This window comes from Mesorhizobium sp. B263B2A (genome assembly GCF_020165775.1).
Taxonomy (GTDB): domain Bacteria; phylum Pseudomonadota; class Alphaproteobacteria; order Rhizobiales; family Rhizobiaceae; genus Mesorhizobium; species Mesorhizobium opportunistum.
This window is the reverse complement of sequence record NZ_JAIUIU010000006.1, coordinates 158,768-177,063: the sequence shown is the minus strand read 5'-3', so window position 1 is coordinate 177,063 and position 18,296 is coordinate 158,768. Positions and strand designations below refer to the sequence as shown.

The 18,296-nt window shown below is 63.1% G+C and carries 17 protein-coding genes; 13 read left to right on the top strand and 4 right to left on the bottom strand.

Features of this window, described 5'->3' with window-relative positions:
* Window positions 1–74 precede the first annotated feature (74 nt).
* Window positions 75–542, bottom strand: coding sequence for a peroxiredoxin (locus tag LB568_RS13345; protein ID WP_013895913.1), 468 nt, complete (start codon window positions 540–542; stop codon window positions 75–77).
* Between the two features lie 95 nt (window positions 543–637).
* Between LB568_RS13345 and LB568_RS13340 the strand changes: the two genes are divergently transcribed.
* Window positions 638–4,018, top strand: a complete 3,381-nt coding sequence (locus LB568_RS13340; protein ID WP_224730379.1) for a DUF3971 domain-containing protein — start codon at window positions 638–640, stop codon at window positions 4,016–4,018.
* 7 nt (window positions 4,019–4,025) lie between these two features.
* On the opposite strand, the gene tyrS is transcribed toward LB568_RS13340, so the two are convergent.
* A complete protein-coding gene (gene tyrS, locus LB568_RS13335; RefSeq protein ID WP_224730378.1) occupies window positions 4,026–5,279 on the bottom strand; it encodes a tyrosine--tRNA ligase in 1,254 nt (417 codons plus the stop codon).
* A gap of 309 nt (window positions 5,280–5,588) precedes the next feature.
* Between tyrS and LB568_RS13330 the strand changes: the two genes are divergently transcribed.
* The 4 genes from LB568_RS13330 to LB568_RS13315 all read left to right on the top strand — a co-directional run bounded on the left by LB568_RS13330 (window position 5,589) and on the right by LB568_RS13315 (window position 9,186).
* Window positions 5,589–6,323 carry a glycosyltransferase family 2 protein gene (locus tag LB568_RS13330; protein WP_224730377.1) on the top strand — a complete coding sequence of 245 codons (735 nt, stop codon included), beginning with the start codon at window positions 5,589–5,591 and terminating at the stop codon, window positions 6,321–6,323.
* Window positions 6,316–6,648 carry a lipid-A-disaccharide synthase N-terminal domain-containing protein gene (locus tag LB568_RS13325; protein WP_023764145.1) on the top strand — a complete coding sequence of 111 codons (333 nt, stop codon included), beginning with the start codon at window positions 6,316–6,318 and terminating at the stop codon, window positions 6,646–6,648. The genes LB568_RS13330 and LB568_RS13325 overlap by 8 nt, the downstream gene beginning before the upstream one ends.
* Before the next feature lie 42 nt (window positions 6,649–6,690).
* Window positions 6,691–8,340 (top strand): ArnT family glycosyltransferase, encoded by a 1,650-nt coding sequence (locus LB568_RS13320; RefSeq protein ID WP_224730376.1) that lies wholly within the window; start codon window positions 6,691–6,693, stop codon window positions 8,338–8,340.
* A 75-nt stretch (window positions 8,341–8,415) separates the two neighbouring features.
* Window positions 8,416–9,186: a phosphatase PAP2 family protein gene (locus tag LB568_RS13315; RefSeq protein ID WP_224730375.1), complete on the top strand. Its 771-nt coding sequence runs from the start codon at window positions 8,416–8,418 to the stop codon at window positions 9,184–9,186.
* Window positions 9,187–9,198: 12 nt separating this feature from the next.
* On the opposite strand, the gene LB568_RS13310 is transcribed toward LB568_RS13315, so the two are convergent.
* Window positions 9,199–9,867 carry an FMN-binding negative transcriptional regulator gene (locus tag LB568_RS13310; protein WP_224730374.1) on the bottom strand — a complete coding sequence of 223 codons (669 nt, stop codon included), beginning with the start codon at window positions 9,865–9,867 and terminating at the stop codon, window positions 9,199–9,201.
* A 43-nt stretch (window positions 9,868–9,910) separates the two neighbouring features.
* Entirely contained in the window at window positions 9,911–10,585 is a 675-nt protein-coding gene (locus LB568_RS13305) for an alpha/beta hydrolase (protein WP_013895905.1), read from the bottom strand.
* A 237-nt stretch (window positions 10,586–10,822) separates the two neighbouring features.
* On the opposite strand from LB568_RS13305, the gene LB568_RS13300 reads away from it, so the two are divergent.
* The 8 genes from LB568_RS13300 to sufA all read left to right on the top strand — a co-directional run bounded on the left by LB568_RS13300 (window position 10,823) and on the right by sufA (window position 18,232).
* Entirely contained in the window at window positions 10,823–12,001 is a 1,179-nt protein-coding gene (locus LB568_RS13300) for a cysteine desulfurase family protein (protein WP_224730408.1), read from the top strand.
* A 243-nt stretch (window positions 12,002–12,244) separates the two neighbouring features.
* Window positions 12,245–13,762: a Fe-S cluster assembly protein SufB gene (sufB, locus tag LB568_RS13295; RefSeq protein ID WP_023776296.1), complete on the top strand. Its 1,518-nt coding sequence runs from the start codon at window positions 12,245–12,247 to the stop codon at window positions 13,760–13,762.
* A gap of 4 nt (window positions 13,763–13,766) precedes the next feature.
* Window positions 13,767–14,057 carry a hypothetical protein gene (locus LB568_RS13290; RefSeq protein ID WP_224730373.1) on the top strand — a complete coding sequence of 97 codons (291 nt, stop codon included), beginning with the start codon at window positions 13,767–13,769 and terminating at the stop codon, window positions 14,055–14,057.
* Complete coding sequence (gene sufC / locus LB568_RS13285; RefSeq protein WP_224730407.1) at window positions 14,050–14,805, top strand: Fe-S cluster assembly ATPase SufC; 756 nt, start codon at window positions 14,050–14,052, stop codon at window positions 14,803–14,805. The genes LB568_RS13290 and sufC overlap by 8 nt, the downstream gene beginning before the upstream one ends.
* Before the next feature lie 25 nt (window positions 14,806–14,830).
* Window positions 14,831–16,099, top strand: a complete 1,269-nt coding sequence (gene sufD / locus LB568_RS13280; RefSeq protein WP_224730372.1) for a Fe-S cluster assembly protein SufD — start codon at window positions 14,831–14,833, stop codon at window positions 16,097–16,099.
* Window positions 16,100–16,104: 5 nt separating this feature from the next.
* Window positions 16,105–17,349, top strand: coding sequence for a cysteine desulfurase (locus LB568_RS13275; RefSeq protein WP_224730371.1), 1,245 nt, complete (start codon window positions 16,105–16,107; stop codon window positions 17,347–17,349).
* A gap of 5 nt (window positions 17,350–17,354) precedes the next feature.
* Window positions 17,355–17,747, top strand: a complete 393-nt coding sequence (locus LB568_RS13270) for an SUF system Fe-S cluster assembly protein (protein ID WP_023764153.1) — start codon at window positions 17,355–17,357, stop codon at window positions 17,745–17,747.
* 104 nt (window positions 17,748–17,851) lie between these two features.
* Window positions 17,852–18,232 carry a Fe-S cluster assembly scaffold SufA gene (gene sufA, locus LB568_RS13265; RefSeq protein ID WP_140573411.1) on the top strand — a complete coding sequence of 127 codons (381 nt, stop codon included), beginning with the start codon at window positions 17,852–17,854 and terminating at the stop codon, window positions 18,230–18,232.
* The last annotated feature ends 64 nt before the right edge of the window (window positions 18,233–18,296 follow it).

Sequence of the window (18,296 nt, the reverse complement as noted above, 5' to 3'; positions counted from 1 at the left end):
GACGCCTGATTTCGGCATCAGCCGGATTTCGTGCGCCGACATGAAGGCCGTATCGCCGTCGGCCTTCGTGGCGCTCAAAGCGCTCGGACGGCCTCGAGAACTTCCTCGGCATGGCCCTTCACCCGGACCTTGCGCCAAATCCTGGCGATCCGGCCATCGCGGCCAATCAGGAACGTGGCGCGCTCGACGCCCATGTATTTGCGGCCATACATCGATTTCTCGACCCACAGATGGTAGGCATCGATCACCTTGCGCTCCTCGTCGGCGGCGAGGTCGATGGTGAGGCTGTATTTGGACTTGAACTTGTCGTGCTTCTTGACGGGGTCGGGCGACAGGCCGATCACCACCGCTCCGGCCTTCTCGAATTCCGGCTTGAGCTGTGAAAAGCTGATCGCCTCCTGCGTGCAGCTTGTTGTGTCGTCCTGCGGATAGAAATAGAGCACCACGGGCTTGCCGGCGGATGCGGCAAGGCTGATTGAGCCGCCGCCGTCTCGCGGCAGGTCGAATTGCGGCGCAAGATCGCCCACGACGAGGTCAGCCATACCGATGCCCTTGTTTGAGGTTACGCGCGAAGCCACACCGATATAGTGTCGAGCGGGGATTCGTCCACGAGCGAATTCGTACAACGGAAGATTGCGTGGATCAGGAGCAACCGCAGCACGAGAAGATCAGGTTCAGGCGGGATGAGATCGCCGACCTGGGGACCTTGCCGTCCGCGTGCCGGGTGCCGCCGCTTGGTCAGGCCCGGATCGGACGTGGCCTTCGCATCCTTTCGCGCGTGTTCGCGGGCATGGTTGCGCTCACGCTGCTGGTCGCGATAGCCGTCTATCTCATCGGTCTTTCCGGCATCGGGGCGGACCGGCTGCGCGTCGAGGCGGAAACCGCCATCGAGAAACTCGCCGGCGTCGATGTCCATGTCGCGGTCGGGCCCGCTCGCATCACGCTCGACAGTTCGAGTTTCGTTGCGCTCCAGGTCAGCGACGTCAGCCTGAAGACGAACGACGGCAAGCCCATGGCCGACGCCGGGCGTGTGCGCTTCGGTGTCCGCCTTGTGCCGCTGCTGTGGGGTGAGGTGCGGCTGACGAGCGCCAGGATTTCCGATGCGCGCATCGTCATGGCGGCGATGCCCTCCGGCGGCGACTGGACCGCCGCGCTGCGCAATGAGGACGGCCTCGTCGATCCCGAGAAACTGTCGGACGCGGTGTTCGGCAACATCCATCGCGCCCTCGACGCCGTGCGGGAAGATTCGATGCGCCGGATCGATCTCAGCAATGTCGAATTCGTGCTGCCCGATACCGGATCGATCAAGCTGGTCAAGATCGCCGACGCCACCGTCGTTCAGTCGGGGCCGGGCGGCATGGAATTTTCGTCACAGGCCGATGTCGACGGCAGGACGATCAAGGTTGCCGCTTCCGCCACACGCGATGTCGCGGCGCATCGCGTGACGGCGCTGGAAGCGAGCATCGATCTGGCGGCTCCCGCCGGCACCACGGCCGGCGCCGGGAAGCTGGGCGCCGTGGCGTTGAAGCTGAAGGGATCGGAAGGTGCCGGCACGAATGCGTCGCAACTGACGGCCGCCTTGTCGTCGACCGGGTCGGTGCTCGATCTCGGCACACGTGGATTGCTGCCGGCGGACGTTGCGGTCGATGCGACGCTTGTCGCCGGCAGCAACAAGATTCAGGTGGACAGGATGCTGTTCAAGACCGGCCGGTCGACATTCGATTTCGCCGGCTCTATCGGGCCGAAGCCGGCGTCGGGAGCGGCCGGCGAAGAACCCGCCTACCGCTACGATCTGACCAGCGACGGTTCGTCGCTGGCGCCATCGGAGTCACCCGAGCCCGCGTTGAGCTTCCTTGCGCGAATAGCCGGCGTGTACCAGACCAAAAGCCACAAATTGGTGGCCGAGCAGATCGCGCTTCGTTCCGATACCAGTGGCGAAGTGCTGGGAACCGCCGCCGTCGAGTTCGTCGACGGCAAGGCGCCCGGGATCAACCTCGCCTTCAACGTTCACAACATGTTGGTCTCCCACGTCAAGCAGCTCTGGCCGTGGTTTTCAGCGCGCAATGCGCGGCTCTGGGTGCTGAGCAATCTGTTCGGAGGCCGCGTCGTCGACGGCAATCTCCAGTTCCAGGTGGTGCCCGATCGCCTCGGCAACGGTGTGCCGCTTTCCGCCGACGAAGTGTTCGGCCGCTTCCAGATCGACGGGACGCGTTTCGACACGGCCGGTCGCATTCCGCCGATACGCGACGCCGTCGGTGTCGTCGCCTTCCACGGCAATGACGTCGACGTCTCCCTGTCCTCGGGCACCGTCTTCATGCCCAGCGGCCGCACCGTGGCGGCCAGCAACGGCACGCTGGCGGTTAAGGCGGCGAACCGCCCGCCGGTCATCGGCGCGCTCGACATCGACGTTGCCGGCGACGCGGCGGCCGTCGCCGAACTGGCCTCCTACGAACCGATCAATGCCATGCGCCATGTCGGCTTTCTGCCGGATGACCTGTCCGGCAGCGTCACCGGCCATGTCAAGGCTGATATCCCGCTGCAGTCCGGCGTCGACAGCTCCAAACTCGACTGGCTCGTATCGCTCGACTACACCGGCCTTTCACTGGCCAAGCCGTTCGAAGGGCAGACCGTGGCGGATGCCGACGGCTCGATCACGGTCGATCCCGAAAAGGCGGTGATCTCGGCCAAGGCATCGCTGAACGGCATTCCGGCCGAACTCGACCTCGTCGAGCCGCTGGCCGATGATGGGCCGGCGCGCAGCCGCAAGGTCGCCCTGGTGCTCGACGACAAGATCCGTGCCGCCGCCATGCCCGGCCTGACGCCGCTGCTTGCCGGCACGGTGAAGGTCGCGATCGACAAGAGCGGCAGCGGCAATCAGAACGTCTCGGCCGACCTGACCAATGCCAGGCTGGACATTCCCTGGGCTGGCTGGAGCAAGGGGACAGGGGTTCCCGCCACCGCTACATTCGTCATGACAAAGTCGGGCGAGACCACGACGCTGTCCGACTTCGAGCTCGACGGCAAGACTTTCTCCATCGACGGCAACGTTGTCCTGCTCAACGGCGCCCTGTCGTCGGCAAAGTTCAGCAAGGTTACCTTGAATCGGGGCGACGACGTGGCGGTGTCCGTCAGGCGATCGGGCAAGGGCTATGCTGTCAACGTCAGCGGCAACGCCCTGGATGCCCGCTCGCTGATCAAGCAGTTTACCTCGGACGTCGACACCGCCACCAAGACCACTGGCGCCGACGCCATTTCGGTGAGCGCCGACGTCGATCGGCTCACCGGTTTCCACGACGAGCAACTGTCCAACCTGAAGCTCGACTACAGCGGGGCCGGCTCGCGGGTGAACGGCCTGAAGGTCAGTGCGACGGCGAGTTCTGGCGCCGCCATCACCATCAGCAACACCACCGGTGGCGGCCAGCGGGCGCTCAACGTGCAGTCCGCGGACGCCGGCGCCATATTGAGGTTCCTGAACGTCTACGAGCACATGGAAGGCGGGTCGATCATGCTGGCACTGTCGGGAGCCAGCGACGGGCCGATGAAGGGCAAGGTCGACACCAGCAATTTCTTCGTCGTCAACGAACCGAAGCTCGCCTCCATCGTCTCGACCACCCCGGCCGGCGACAGCCGTAGCCTCAACCAGGCGGTCAAGGGCAAGCTCGACACGTCGCGGGTCAAGTTCGAGCGCGGCTACGCCGAGATCGAGAAAGGCAGCGGCTATCTGAAGCTGGCCAACGGCGTGCTGCGGGGGCCGCGTATCGGCACGACCTTCCAAGGCATCCTCTACGACCAGAACAACAACATGGACATGACCGGCACCTTCATGCCGGTCTATGGCCTCAACCGCATCTTCGGCGAGCTGCCGATCGTCGGCGCGCTTCTCGGCAACGGCCGTGACAGGGGCCTCATCGGCGTGACCTATCGGCTCAGGGGCAATGCCAACAAACCGGTGCTCGACGTCAATCCGCTCTCGGTGATCGCGCCGGGGATATTCAGGTCGATCTTCGAATACCGGTGAAGCGGCCTTAGATAGGCCGCACCAAAATGTGCTTTTTCCTGCCGAGTGAAAGCTTTACGACGTTTTCCGGACTCAGATCCTGAAGCGTCACCAGCCGGCGCTCGTCGCTGACAGGCTGGTCGTTCAACCGCACCGCGCCGCCTTGCACATGCCGGCGCGCTTCGCCGTTCGACGCCGCCAGCCCGACGGTCACCAGTAGCGACAGGATACCGACGCCGGCGTCGAGCTTGGCGTTCTCAACCTCGACGGTTGGCAGCGATTCGGCGAGCGCGCCTTCCTCGAACGTCTTGCGTGCCGTGTCGCTGGCCTGTTCCGCCGCCGCGCGACCATGCAGCAATGCGGTGATCTCCGTGGCGAGCACCTTCTTGGCGTCGTTGATCTCGGATCCGCCGAGCTGCCCGAGGCGCGCGACCTCGTCCAACGGCAGCGTCGTGTAGAGTTTCAGGAACCGGCCGACATCGGGGTCCTCGGTGTTGCGCCAATACTGCCAGAACTCGTAAGGCGAGAGCATGCCGGCATCGAGCCAGACCGCGCCCGAGGCGGATTTGCCCATCTTGGCGCCCGACGAGGTGGTGAGCAGCGGCGTGGTCAGCGCATAAAGCTGCGCGTCCTCCATGCGGCGACCGAGATCGATGCCGTTGATGATATTGCCCCATTGGTCGGATCCGCCCATCTGCAGACGGCAGCCGAGCCGCTTGTGGAGTTCGACGAAGTCGTAGGCCTGCAGGATCATGTAGTTGAATTCGAGGAAGGACAGCGACTGCTCGCGGTCGAGCCGCAGCTTGACGGAATCGAACGCCAGCATGCGGTTGACCGAAAAGTGACGGCCGACATCGCGCAGGAAATTGACGTAGTTGATCTCCATCAGCCAGTCGGCGTTGTTGACCATGATGGCGTCATTCGGACCGCTGCCGAATTTGAGGTACGGCATGAAATTGCGACGGATGCCGACGAGATTGTCGTCGATGTCCTGCGGGGTCAGAAGCTTGCGCGCCTCGTCCTTGAAGGAAGGGTCGCCGATCATCGAGGTGCCGCCGCCCATCAGCGCGATCGGCCGATGGCCGGTCTGCTGCAGCCAGTGCAGCATCATGATCTGGATCAGCGAGCCGGCGTGAAGGCTTTTGGCGGTGGCGTCGAAGCCGATATAGGCCGTCACCGTCTCCGTGGCGAAGAGATTGTCGAGGCCGGCATCATCCGAAGTCTGGTGGATGAAACCGCGCTCGCTCATCGTGCGCAGGAAGTCGGATTTGAAGGCAGGCATGGTTTCTTTCCCGAAAGCGTCCGCCCGTCCGGCGCGGGCGTATGTGAACGGGCGCGTTTAGCATCCAAGCGCGATCAGCAAAAGTGAATTCCGATCTTGCGCCGGATTGCCTGCCAACCGAGGGGCTGCGACCAGCAGGGGGTGGATGCGGTTTTGTGGCACGCACGGATGATGTCCGTCATGCTTGCTTCATCGTTTCGGCTGGCGTAATGAGGCGCCGCGCCACAAGGTTCTTGCAGCCCACGACCTCCAGCGGCACCGTACGGCATTCAAAACATGCCATATCCGACGACAGAGCCCCGACGCGACATGCCGGACGCATTGATATCCATTGTCATTCCCAGCCGGAACGAGGCGGCAAACCTGCCGTTGCTGATCGACGAAATCGAGGCGGCGATGGTAGGGCGCGACTTCGAACTGATCATCGTCAATGATGGCTCGACCGACGACACCGCGGCCGTTCTTGCCGAACAGGCAGGTCTTCGCCCGTTCCCGGTGCGGGAATTGCGGCACCGGAAATCCGCCGGCCAGAGCCTTTCGGTGCGTTCGGGCGCCTGGGCGGCGCGCGGCGGCATCGTCGCCACGATCGATGGCGATGGCCAGAACGATCCGCAATACATTCCCGTGCTGGTCGACGCCTTGCGGCAGGCCGGCCCCGATTTCGGCGCCGCACAGGGGCAGCGCCTCAAGCGCCGCGACAGCAAGGTCAAGCAACTGGCGTCACGTTTCGCCAACTGGCTGAGAAACGCCATCCTGCATGACGAGACGCGCGACACCGGCTGTGGCCTGAAGGCTGTTCATACCGACATCCTGCGCAAACTGCCGTTCTTCGACGGCACGCATCGCTTCGTACCGGCCCTGGTCATCCAGGAGGGGTACCGCGTCGTGCACTGCGACGTGGTCGACCGTTCGCGCCGGCACGGCAAATCGAATTACGGCATCTTCGATCGTGGCCTGCAGGGCGCGCTCGATCTTGGTGGCGTCTGGTGGCTGCGCCGCAGGCGCCGCAGAATGCCAAAGGTAGAGGAAATCAAGCGTGTTTAACGTGCTTCAGGAACTGGGGACCTGGCTTCACCAGGTCTTCATCAAGCAATTCGATGCGTGGATCCTGCTCGGCTTCGTCGCGCAGTTCTTCTTCACCATGCGCTTCGTCGTACAGTGGCTGGCCTCGGAAAAGGCCAAGCGCAGCGTCGTGCCGGTGGCGTTCTGGTTCTTCTCGCTGTTCGGCGGCGGCCTGCTTCTAATCTACGCCATCCAGCGCCAGGATCCGGTGTTCATCGCCGGCCAGGCCATGGGCCTGTTCATCTACATCAGAAATCTCTGGCTGATCGCCAATGAGCGCAAGGCGGCGATGACCAAGGTCGATTGAGCGGCCCGTGTGCGTGAAGAACATGATCGGAGAGGCTCAAAAATGGCGTTGAACAGGAACTACATCCTTCTCTTCCTGTTCAGCCTGATGATGACGGCCTCGGGGCTGGCATCCCTGCCGCCGATCGACCGCGACGAGTCGCGCTTCGTCCAGGCGACCAAGCAGATGGCGGAGAGCGGCGACTATGTCGACATCCGCTTCCAGGAGGCCTCGCGCTACCAGAAGCCGGTTGGCATCTACTGGCTGCAATCGGCAGCCGTGACGCTGAGCGGCAAGGGCGCTGAAGCACCGATCTGGGTCTACCGCACGGTCTCGGCGCTCGGCATCGCCATTGCGGTGCTGGCGATCGCGTGGACGGGAACCAATCTTTTCGGAGCGAATGCCGGTGTCGTCGCTGGCCTGGTGATGGCCGCGATCTTCGCCACCGCCTTCGAGGGGCGGGATGCCAAGACCGATGCGATGCTTTTGGCCTGCTGCGTGGCCGCGCAAGGCGCGCTGGCGCAGATCTACCTGGCATCGCGCCGCAAAGAACCGGTCGCCGGCCATCTCTGGTGGATTTTCTGGATCGCGCAAGGCGCGGCGATCCTCATCAAGGGGCCGATCGCGCCGCTGCTTTCGGCACTGACCATCGCGGTGCTGTTTGCCTTCGAGCGCGACGGGCGCTGGCTGTCGAAGCTCAGGATCGGGCGCGGCCTTCTGCTTGTCGTGGTGATTGCGCTGCCCTGGCTCGCCGCGATCACCTGGAAAAGCCATGGCGCCTTCCTGCAGCAGGCCGTCGGCAAGGACATGCTTGGCAAGGTCGCGTCGGGCGAGGAATCGCACGGCCTGCCGCCGGGCTTCTATATGCTGACCTATTCGCTGTTCATGTGGCCGTTCGGCCTGATCGCGGTCGGCGCCGGGCTGCAAGCCCTCAACCGGTTGCGCGACGACCCCAGGCTGCGCTTCTGCCTTGCCTGGTACATCCCGTTCTGGCTGGTCTTCGAGCTGATCCCGACCAAGCTGCCGCACTATGTCCTGCCGGCCTATCCCGGCATGGCGCTGCTGATCGGCTGGCTTTTGACCTTGCAGTCCGAGGATGCCAATGCGCCGCTCAAGCGCTGGCAGACCTGGTTATGGTGGTCGACGGCATTTGGCCTGGTCGTGGTCAGCCTCGGCCTGGCGGCGGTCTGCGTGGGCGCACCGATCTACCTCACGCACACATTCTCATGGTGGAGCATCCCGGCCGCGGCGGCGGCGCTCGGCGCCGGCTACCTCGCCTTTTCGCGGCAGTTGCAGGTCCCGCTGCCCCGCATCGGCGCCATCGCCGCCTGTGCGGGCATCACCTATGGCTTGCTGTTTGGCGTCATCGCGCCGTCGCTGAAGCCGATCTGGCTGAGCCCGACCATCGAGACCGCGGTGAGCGCCTACAAGCCTTGCGATACCACGGTGCTGGCCTCGGCGCGGTATCAGGAACCGAGCCTCGTATTCCTGGTGGGCACGAAAACGGTGCTGACCGATATCGGCGGCGTGGCGGAGCATCTGCTGGCCGATCCTGCCTGCGGCTTGGGACTGGCGCCGATCGAAGACGAGCAGAAACTGAACGGCATGCTGTCGGTGCAAGGCAAATCCGTGAACCGCCTCGCCGAGGTCGATGGCCTCAACTATTCGTCGGGAGACAAACTGTCGCTCGGCCTCTATCGTGTGGCGCCATGACGGCTGGTCCATGACAGGGTCGAATTCCCAATGCTCGTGAAACCGCGCCCTTCCGCTTTCGCTAGGCTTCTCGCGGTGAGACGCCGCTCCCTCGACAATTTTCGCGACACGTTGCGGATCGTGAGAAGGCGCTTTGCCGTTCGTCCAGCACGTTACCCTGACGTTGCATGGCCGGTTTGGATCGTGGTTTGGGTGCTGCTGACGGCGGCGGCCTTTGTTCGTCTCGACACACCGGCAGGGATGGTTCATGGCCAATGGTCGGGGGCACGGTTTGCCGAGTTCACGACCCAGTTCGCTCTCGGCGGCTGGTATCTGATCCCATCGGCGCTCTTGCTCGTCGCGGCCAATCTGATCGATTGGCGAGGCCTTTCACGGCGATCGTTGATGCTCGTCTACAACTGGACCTGCCTGGCATTCCTGGTGCTGAGTTCGGTTGGCCTTTCCGGCTTGCTGGTCAATGTCCTGAAATATGCGATCGGCCGCGCCCGCCCACTCTACTTCCAGGATTTTGGTGTCCTGGCGTTGCATCCATTCGCCTTTGACGCGCGCTTCGCCGGTTTTCCCTCCGGCCATGCCACGACGATGGGCGCCGTATTCGGTGTTCTTCTGCTGTTGTTTCCACGGCGCTGGGCCATCGCCCTGATGGTCACGGCCTGCATCGCCTCGACCAGGGTCTTCGTCGGCGCGCACTATCCGAGTGACACCGTTGCCGGCTTCGGCCTCGGCTGCGCCTTCGCTCTCGCATGCGGGTTGGTCTTTGCCCGGCTGGGCTTCATTTTCCGCCCGGCAGCCGCGGGCCTGCCGGTACGCAAAGCATCGTTCCGGCTGATTGCGCCGGAACGATAGGTCGCTGCCGGCTCAATTGCCGTCCAGGCCACCGTAAGACTTTACCAGGCGAACCATATCGGACGAATCGGCGACTTCGCTTTCAAGTCCATGCGCGACGCCGACGCGATCGGCGACCGGACGGTTCTGGCTGACCTTCCACTTGCCGTGGATCTCGCCGATCTCGATCTCCAGCCCAATGATGCCCTTGATCTGCGACTGGATGAAGGGCGCCGGCGCGTCCGTCACCGCCCAGGGTGCCTCGCGAACGCCTTCCTGGGAGGCGGTCAGATCCGCGATCTGCCGCGCCAGCCAGTCCTGGTCATCCATCACCTTGACGGTGCCGCGCACCTGCACGATGGCGTAGTTCCAGGTCGGCACCACCTTGCCGGTCTCGCGCTTGGTCTCGTACCAGGACGGCGTCACATAGGCATCGGTGCCCTGGAAGACGATCAGCACGGGCGACGCCGGATTGTCGGCGATGAGGCGCCATTGCGGGTTGGCCCTGGCCAGGTGCGCGCGCAGCCTGCCGTTCGGCGGCAGGCTTTCACTAAGTTCAGAGGGGGCATCGAGCAGGAACGGAATGGCGTTGGCCACCGGGCCGTCCGGCCCGTTCGAGATCAGCATGCCGAGCGGATGCGCCCGGATCAGTCCGTGCAGGACATCCGGCCGCATTTCCTGGAACTGGGGAGGCTCATACATCCGCGCTCGTACCTTCCTTTTGCTTATCTCAGCCGCCCTTTTGCTATCTCAACCGCTTGGGCCGTGGATCCGACAATTCTCCAGCCAGCCGGCGGTCGAGATAGTCGGAGCATTCCTCGATCAGCAGATCGGCGTCGTTGGCGAAGAAATGGTTGGCGCCGGGCAAGGTCTTCTGCGTGATGGTGATGCCCTTCTGGGTATGCAGCTTGTCGACCAGGCCCTGCACATCCTTCGGCGGCGCCACCTTGTCGGCGTCGCCATGGATGATCAGGCCCGATGACGGGCAGGGCGCCAGGAACGAGAAGTCATAAGTGTTGGGCTGCGGCGCGATCGAGATGAAGCCTTCGATCTCCGGCCGGCGCATCAGGAGCTGCATGCCGATCCACGAGCCGAAAGAATAACCGGCGACCCAGCAGCTCTTGGAATCCGGATGTAGGGACTGCACCCAGTCGAGCGCCGCCGCCGCGTCCGACAACTCGCCGGTGCCGTGGTCGAATTCGCCCTGGCTGCGGCCGATGCCGCGGAAATTGAAGCGCAGCGTGGTGAAATCGCGCTTCTGGAACATGTAGAAGAGGTCGTAGACGATCTTGTTGTTCATCGTGCCGCCGAACTGCGGATGCGGGTGCAACACGATGGCAATCGGCGCGCTCTTTTCCTTGGAGGGCTGGTAGCGCCCCTCCAGACGGCCGGCCGGACCGGTGAAAATGACCTCAGGCATGAAATACTCCACTGTAATACGAATGCGCGGCGCCCGGAACGAACCTTCCTCTGGCCTTGACGCAGGGCGAGCGTCTTCCTAGAAGCTAGTTTAGAACTGTTCAAAACTGAGTGGCCAGACGTCGAGCCCGGCCACCCGCGCCGCAAGCCGCGTAAATAGGACGGCTCGCCTTGGAATTTCAAGGAAATAACGCCATACGACAACCGAATGGCTTCTGACGGGATCAACTGGACGAAAATGGCCGCAAAACGTGCCTATCTCGATTACAATGCCAGTGCGCCGCTGCTTGCCGCGGCGCGCGAGGCCGTGGTCGCGGCACTTGATGTTGCCGCCAACCCGTCATCGGTCCACGCGGAGGGGCGCGCGGCGCGGCGCCTGATCGAGACGGCGAGGCGCGAGGTGGCGGCGCTGGTGAATGCCAGGCCCGAACATGTCGTGTTCACCTCCGGTGCGACCGAAGCCGCCTCGACGCTGCTTTCTCCCGACTGGCAGATGGGACGCGGCAGCGTGCGCATGAGCCGGCTCTACGTCTCCGAGGCGGACCATCCCTGCCTTTTGAATGGCGGGCGCTTTCCCGCGGCGCAGGTGACGCGCATCGGCGTCGATGCCAACGGCATTGCCGATCTCGGCGCTTTGGCCACAGCGCTTGGCGGTCACGACAAGGCCGATGGCCTGCCGCTGGTCGCGATCCATGCCGCCAACAACGAGACCGGCGTCATCCAGCCGATCGATCGCATCGCCGAGATCGTCAAGGCGGCGGGCGGTGTCCTGATGGTTGACGCGGTCCAGGCAACGGGCCGCGTTTCGATCGATATGTCAGCGGGTTACGCCGATTATTTGGTTCTGTCTTCGCACAAGATCGGCGGCCCCAAGGGTGTCGGCGCCATTGTCGCCGGCGCGGACCTGATGATGCCCAAGCCCCTGGTCAATGGCGGCGGCCAGGAAAAGGGCCATCGCGGCGGCACGGAAAACCTCGCCGCTATTGCCGGTTTTGGCGTTGCCGCGCGTGAGGCCGTGAACGGGCTGCAGGCGATCGATACGGTGCGCAAGCGCCGCGACGAGATCGAGGCCATCGTGAAAACCTTGGTGCCCGAGGCGGAAATCTTTGGAACCGGCGCGCCAAGGCTTGCCAACACGACATTCTTCGCTATTCCCGGCGTCAAGGCCGAAACCGCGCAGATCGCCTTCGATCTTGCCGGCGTGGCGCTGTCGGCGGGCTCCGCCTGTTCGTCGGGCAAGGTCGGGCCGAGCCATGTGCTGAAAGCCATGGGTTACGGTGACAGTCTTGGTGCCTTGCGCGTGTCGATCGGTTCGGCGACGGGCGCCGAGGATATCGAGCTGTTCAGGACCGCACTGGCGGGCATCGCTGCAAGGCAGGCCGCCAGGGAAAAGGCGGATAGAGAAGAAGCCGCGTAGCGGTTGGGAGCATCGGACCGAAAAGTGCGTAGCGGTTTTCGGGAAAATCCGATGCTTGACTAAAATGTTTTGGGTCTTTTTGACCTGGTAGAGCCGTGCGTTTCATGCTGGCCGGGTGAATTTCCGGTCGAGACGCACTATATGGAACTTACGCTGCCGCGAGCGCTTCTTTGGCGGTCATTTCGGCGGTGCCATAGTTTGAAAACTGTCGGGCCTTGACCCCGGCGTGGATGGAGAACGCATATGCCTGCTGTGCAGGACACGATCGATCGGGTCCGAAAGATCGACGTCGACCAATACAAATATGGATTCCAGACCGAGATCGCCGTCGACAAGGCTCCCAAGGGGCTGAGCGAAGACATCATCCGTTTCATTTCGGCCAAGAAGGACGAACCGTCCTGGATGCTGGAGTGGCGCCTGGAAGCCTATCGGCGCTGGCTGACGCTGGAAGAGCCGACCTGGGCGCGCGTCAACTATCCCAAGATCGATTTCCAGGACATCTACTACTACGCGGCGCCCAAGAGCACGCCCGGCCCGTCGTCGCTCAGCGACGTCGATCCCGAACTCTTGAAGGTCTACGAGAAGCTCGGCATTCCGCTGCGCGAGCAGGAAATCCTCGCCGGCGTGCAGAAGACGGATGTTTCCGAGCTCGAGGAAGCCAGCGACAATGTCTACAAGTCGGGCCGTGTCGCCGTCGACGCGGTGTTCGATTCCGTCTCGGTGGTCACGACCTTCAAGAAGGAACTGGCGCAGGCCGGCGTCATCTTCTGCTCGATCTCGGAAGCCATCCGCGAGCATCCGGAACTGGTGAAGAAATATCTCGGCTCGGTCGTGCCGACGTCGGACAATTTCTATGCCACGCTGAATTCGGCTGTCTTCACCGACGGCTCGTTCGTCTTCGTGCCCAAGGGCGTGCGCTGCCCGATGGAGCTGTCGACCTATTTCCGCATGAACGAGAAGAACACCGGCCAGTTCGAGCGCACGCTGATCATTGCCGAGGAGGGAGCTTACGTCTCCTATCTCGAAGGCTGCACGGCGCCGCAGCGCGATGAGAACCAGCTTCACGCCGCCGTCGTCGAACTGGTCGCGCTCGACGATGCCGAGATCAAATATTCGACGGTGCAGAACTGGTACCCCGGCGACGCCGAGGGCAAGGGCGGCATCTACAATTTCGTCACCAAGCGCGGCGACTGCCGTGGCGACCGTTCGAAGATCTCGTGGACGCAGGTCGAGACCGGCTCGGCGATCACCTGGAAATATCCGAGCTGCATCCTGCGCGGTGACGATTCCCAGGGCGAGTTCTATTCGATCGCGGTGTCGAACGGCTACCAGCAGGTCGACTCTGGCACCAAGATGATCCATCTCGGCAAGAACACGTCGAGCCGCATCATCTCGAAGGGCATCGCAGCCGGCTTCTCGCAGAACACCTATCGCGGCCAGGTTTCGGCGCACCGCAAGGCGACCAATGCCCGCAACTTCACCAACTGCGACTCGCTGCTGATCGGCGACCAGTGCGGCGCGCACACCGTGCCCTACATGGAAGCCAAGAACTCGACGGCGCAGTTCGAGCACGAAGCGACGACCTCGAAGATTTCCGAGGACCAGAAATTCTACGTCATGCAGCGCGGCATTCCGGAGGAAGAGGCGATCGCACTGATCGTCAACGGCTTCGTCAAGGACGTCATCCAGCAACTGCCGATGGAATTCGCGGTCGAGGCGCAGAAGCTGATCGGCATCTCGCTCGAGGGGAGCGTGGGGTAGTTAGATGGAACGGCGCTCCTGGAAATTCTTCGAGCTAGTCGAGAGCGCGATTTTCATCGTTCTGATGCTCTCGCTGACGCTGGCTATTGGAGGTGCCGTAGTGGCTCTGATAGGCGCAATGCTTGGCTTGAGTTCGGTCAAGAATATTGGTGGTTCGATTGCGGGCCTAGGCACGGTGGGATTTTTCGGCTGGATCCTCGCTACTGGCAAGCTTGCAGGCGTGCTTTTAGGGAGATCACGTCGAGGCCTAAGCGTCGAGAACAACAAAAGCACGAAAGTAGAAAATGATGCTTGAGATCAAGAACCTGCACGCCCGCATCGTCGATGACGGCACCGAAATCATCCGCGGCCTGAACCTGACGGTGAAAGCCGGCGAGGTCGCCGCGATCATGGGACCGAATGGTTCGGGCAAATCGACGCTGTCCTACATCCTCGCCGGCCGTGAGGACTATGAGGTGACCGAGGGCGACATCCTCTACAACGGCCAGTCGATCCTCGAGATGGATCCGTCCGAGCGCGCCACGTCGGGCATCTTCCTCGCCTTCCAGTATCCGATGGAAATACCGGGCGTCGCGACCATGGAATTCCTGAAGGTGGCGATGAACGAGCAGCGCAAGGCGCGTGGCGAGGAACCGCTGAAGATCCCTGAATTCCTGAAGCGGGTGAAGGAAGCGGCAGCCTCGCTCAACATGGACATGGCGATGCTGAAGCGGCCGCTCAATGTCGGCTTCTCCGGCGGCGAGAAGAAGCGTGCCGAGATCCTGCAGATGAAGCTCCTGGAGCCGAAGCTCTGCGTGCTCGACGAGACCGATTCCGGCCTCGACATCGATGCGCTGAAGATCGTTTCCGACGGCGTCAACGCGCTGCGCGCGCCGGACCGGGCGTTCCTGGTCATCACTCATTACCAGCGCCTGCTCGAACACATCGTGCCCGATAGCGTGCACGTGCTCTACAAGGGCCAGGTCATCAAGTCCGGCGACAAATCGCTGGCGCTCGACCTCGAAGCCAACGGCTATGCCGGCGTAATCGGGCAAGCCGCGTGAGATGCCAGAAGGCAAGGTCAAACTGATGAATATTCACACACAACCCCAGCGGACACCGGCCGAGACGGCGTTGATCGACGCCTTCGGCGACCGGCTGTCGCTGCTGCCGGGCGACGGCGCGGTGATGCTGAAGCGCGACGACGCCATCGAAGCGATCAAGCACGGCCTGCCGACGCGGCGCATCGAATCCTGGCACTACACGGACCTTCGGCGGCTGCTGAACGCTGTGCCGGACTTCGATCCGGCTGCCGCCCCCAAGGCCGTCGCGCCGATCGTCGAAGGCTCGGCCGTATTGGCGATCCTGAACGGCAAGTCCGACGCGAAGGTGCCGGCGGTGGACGGCGTCACCGTTGAGCGCCTGTCGGAAAAGCTGACCAACGGCAGCATCGCGGCGGGCCTTGATCCCTATGGCAGCGACGATGCCATCGGGGCGCTGAACACGGCTTTCGTCGCCGATGGCTATTTTGTCGACATCGCCGACGGTGCCGAACTGGAAAAGCCGCTCGAATTGCAGAATTTGCAGGCCGGCGGCCAGACGCATGTACGCCTGCCGGTGCGTGTCGGCGCCGGCGCCAAGGCGGTCATCGTCGAACGCCAGGCCGGCGAGGGCGCGGCGTTGACCAGTTCGGTCAGCCAACTCGTGCTCGGCGAGGGCGCCGAGGTGACTTGGCTGATCGTCCAGGAACAGCCGGAAACGGCGACGCATCTGGCGCAGTTCAAGGCCCATATCGGCAAGGACGCGAAGCTGACCCTGTTCGTCATGAATGCCGGCGGCAGACTGGTGCGCCAGGAGATCGTGGTCAGGACGACCGGCGAAGGCGCCGATTTCAAGCTGCGCGGCATCAATCTGCTGGCTGGCGACACCCACACCGACGTGACCATGGTTCTCGACCACGCCGTGCCGCATACGACCTCGACCGAAATCGTTCGCAACGTGGTGACGGGCAAGGCGCGCGGCGTCTTCCAGGGCCGCATCAACGTCCATCAATATGCGCAGAAGACCAACGCCAAGATGGCCTGCAACACGCTGCTGTTGTCGGACGATGGCGAGTTCTCGACCAAGCCCGAGCTCGAAATCTTCGCCGACGACGTCGTCTGCGGCCACGGCGCGACCGTCACCGAGATCGACCACGACCATCTGTTTTACCTGATGGCGCGCGGTGTCGACGAGAAGAGTGCCCGGGGCCTTCTGGTCAAGGCATTCGTCGCCGAGGTGATCGAGGAACTGGATGACGAAGCGATCGTCGACGCGCTGGAAGCGCGGCTCGACAGCTGGTTCGTGGCACACGGGTGATCCTGATGAACGCTCCAGGCAAGATTGGAGATTTCTACGACGTCGAGGCGATCCGCCGCGATTTCCCGATCCTGTCGCGGGAAGTCTATGGCAAGCCGCTGGTCTATCTCGACAACGGCGCCTCGGCGCAGAAGCCGCAGGTGGTGCTGGATACAATCCAGCATGCCTATTCCCAGGAATATGCCAACGTCCATCGCGGCCTGCATTTCCTGTCCAATGCGGCCACCGACGCCTATGAGAAGGCGCGGGAAACGGTGCGTCGCTTCCTCAACGCACCGAGCACCGACAACATCGTCTTCACCTCCAACACGACGTCGGCCATCAACACGGTCGCCTATGGCTATGGGATGCCCAACATCGGCGAGGGCGACGAGATCGTGCTGTCGATCATGGAGCATCACTCCAACATCGTGCCCTGGCATTTCATCCGTGAGCGGCAGGGGGCCAAGCTGGTCTGGGTGCCGGTCGACGATCTCGGCGTCTTCCACATCGAGGAATTCGAGAAGCGCCTGACCGATCGCACCAAACTGGTCGCCATCACCCAGATGTCGAACGCGCTGGGCACGGTGACGCCGATCAAGGAAATCGTGCGCATTGCGCATGCGCGTGGAATTCCGGTGCTGGTCGATGGCAGCCAGAGCGCTGTCCATATGCCCATCGACGTCCAGGATCTCGACTGCGACTTCTTCGTCTTCACCGGCCACAAGGTCTATGGGCCCTCGGGCATCGGCGTGCTCTATGGCAAGAAGGACATTCTCCAGGGCATGCGCCCCTTCATGGGCGGCGGCGAGATGATCGAGGAGGTGACGGAAGACGTCGTCACCTACAACGAGCCGCCCCACCGCTTCGAGGCCGGCACACCACCGATCGTGCAGGCGATCGGGCTCGGTGCCGCGCTGGAGTATATGGAAAAGATCGGCCGCGAACGCATTGCCGCGCATGAGGAAGACCTCAAGATCTATGCTCATGAACGGCTGCGCGCCATCAATTCGCTGCGCATTTTCGGCGACGCGCCGGGCAAGGGCGCAATCATCTCCTTCGAACTGCAGGGTATTCATGCCCATGACGTGTCGATGGTGATAGACAGGCAAGGTGTCGCTGTCCGCGCCGGCACCCATTGCGCCCAGCCGCTGTTGAAACGCTTCGGCGTAACCTCCACATGCAGGGCATCGTTCGGCATGTATAATACCAGGGCCGAAGTCGACGCTTTGGCCGAGGCGCTTGAAAAAGCGCGCAAGTTCTTCGGATGACGATGATGGATGACGCGAGCACCACTGCCGAGACCACCGCGGAAACCGCCGCCAACGCCGTGGTTTCGGCGTCCACCATTCCCGCCGACGAACTGGCGCGGTTGACCGACGACATCGTTTCGGCGCTGAAGACGGTCTACGACCCGGAAATCCCCGCCGACATTTACGAGCTCGGCCTCGTCTACAAGATCGACATCGAGGACGACCGCTCGGTCAAGATCGACATGACGCTGACCGCCCCCGGCTGCCCGGTGGCCGGCGAAATGCCCGGCTGGGTCGAAAATGCTGTCGGCGCCGTCGAAGGCGTTTCCGGCGTCGAGGTCAACATGACCTTCGACCCGCCCTGGTCGCCCGACCGCATGTCGGAAGAGGCACAGGTGGCGGTGGGCTGGTATTAAGTGCAAGCGGAAGGCGCACTTGCGCCAGCGGTAAAACTTCACCATTTTAGGTGAGGAATCATTCGGCAGGCCTTGAACCTGCATGGAATGGAGAAGGAAAAAGAATGGGACGCTTTGCCGTCATCACCATGACCGAAAGGGCCGCCGACCGGGTGCGCGAGATCGTCGCCACGCGTGAGAACGCGCATGGCATCCGCCTCGGCATCAAGAAGGGCGGCTGCGCCGGCATGGAATACACGGTCGACCTGGTGACCGAGCCCAACACCAAGGACGACCACATCGAGCGCGACGGCGCCCATGTCTATGTGGCACCGGAGGCTGCGCTGTTCCTGTTCGGCACCGAGATGGATTTCGAGCAGACGACGCTGCGCACCGGCTTCACCTTCCACAACCCGAACCAGAGTTCGGCCTGCGGCTGCGGCGAATCCGTCGAGCTGAAGCCGGCCGACCTGAAGGCGCTGGCCGAGGCACGCGCTTCGGCCTGATCTTCCTTCGCCCCGTTCACGGGGAGAAGGTGGCCCGAAGGGCCGGATGAGGGGCCGCGCCAGC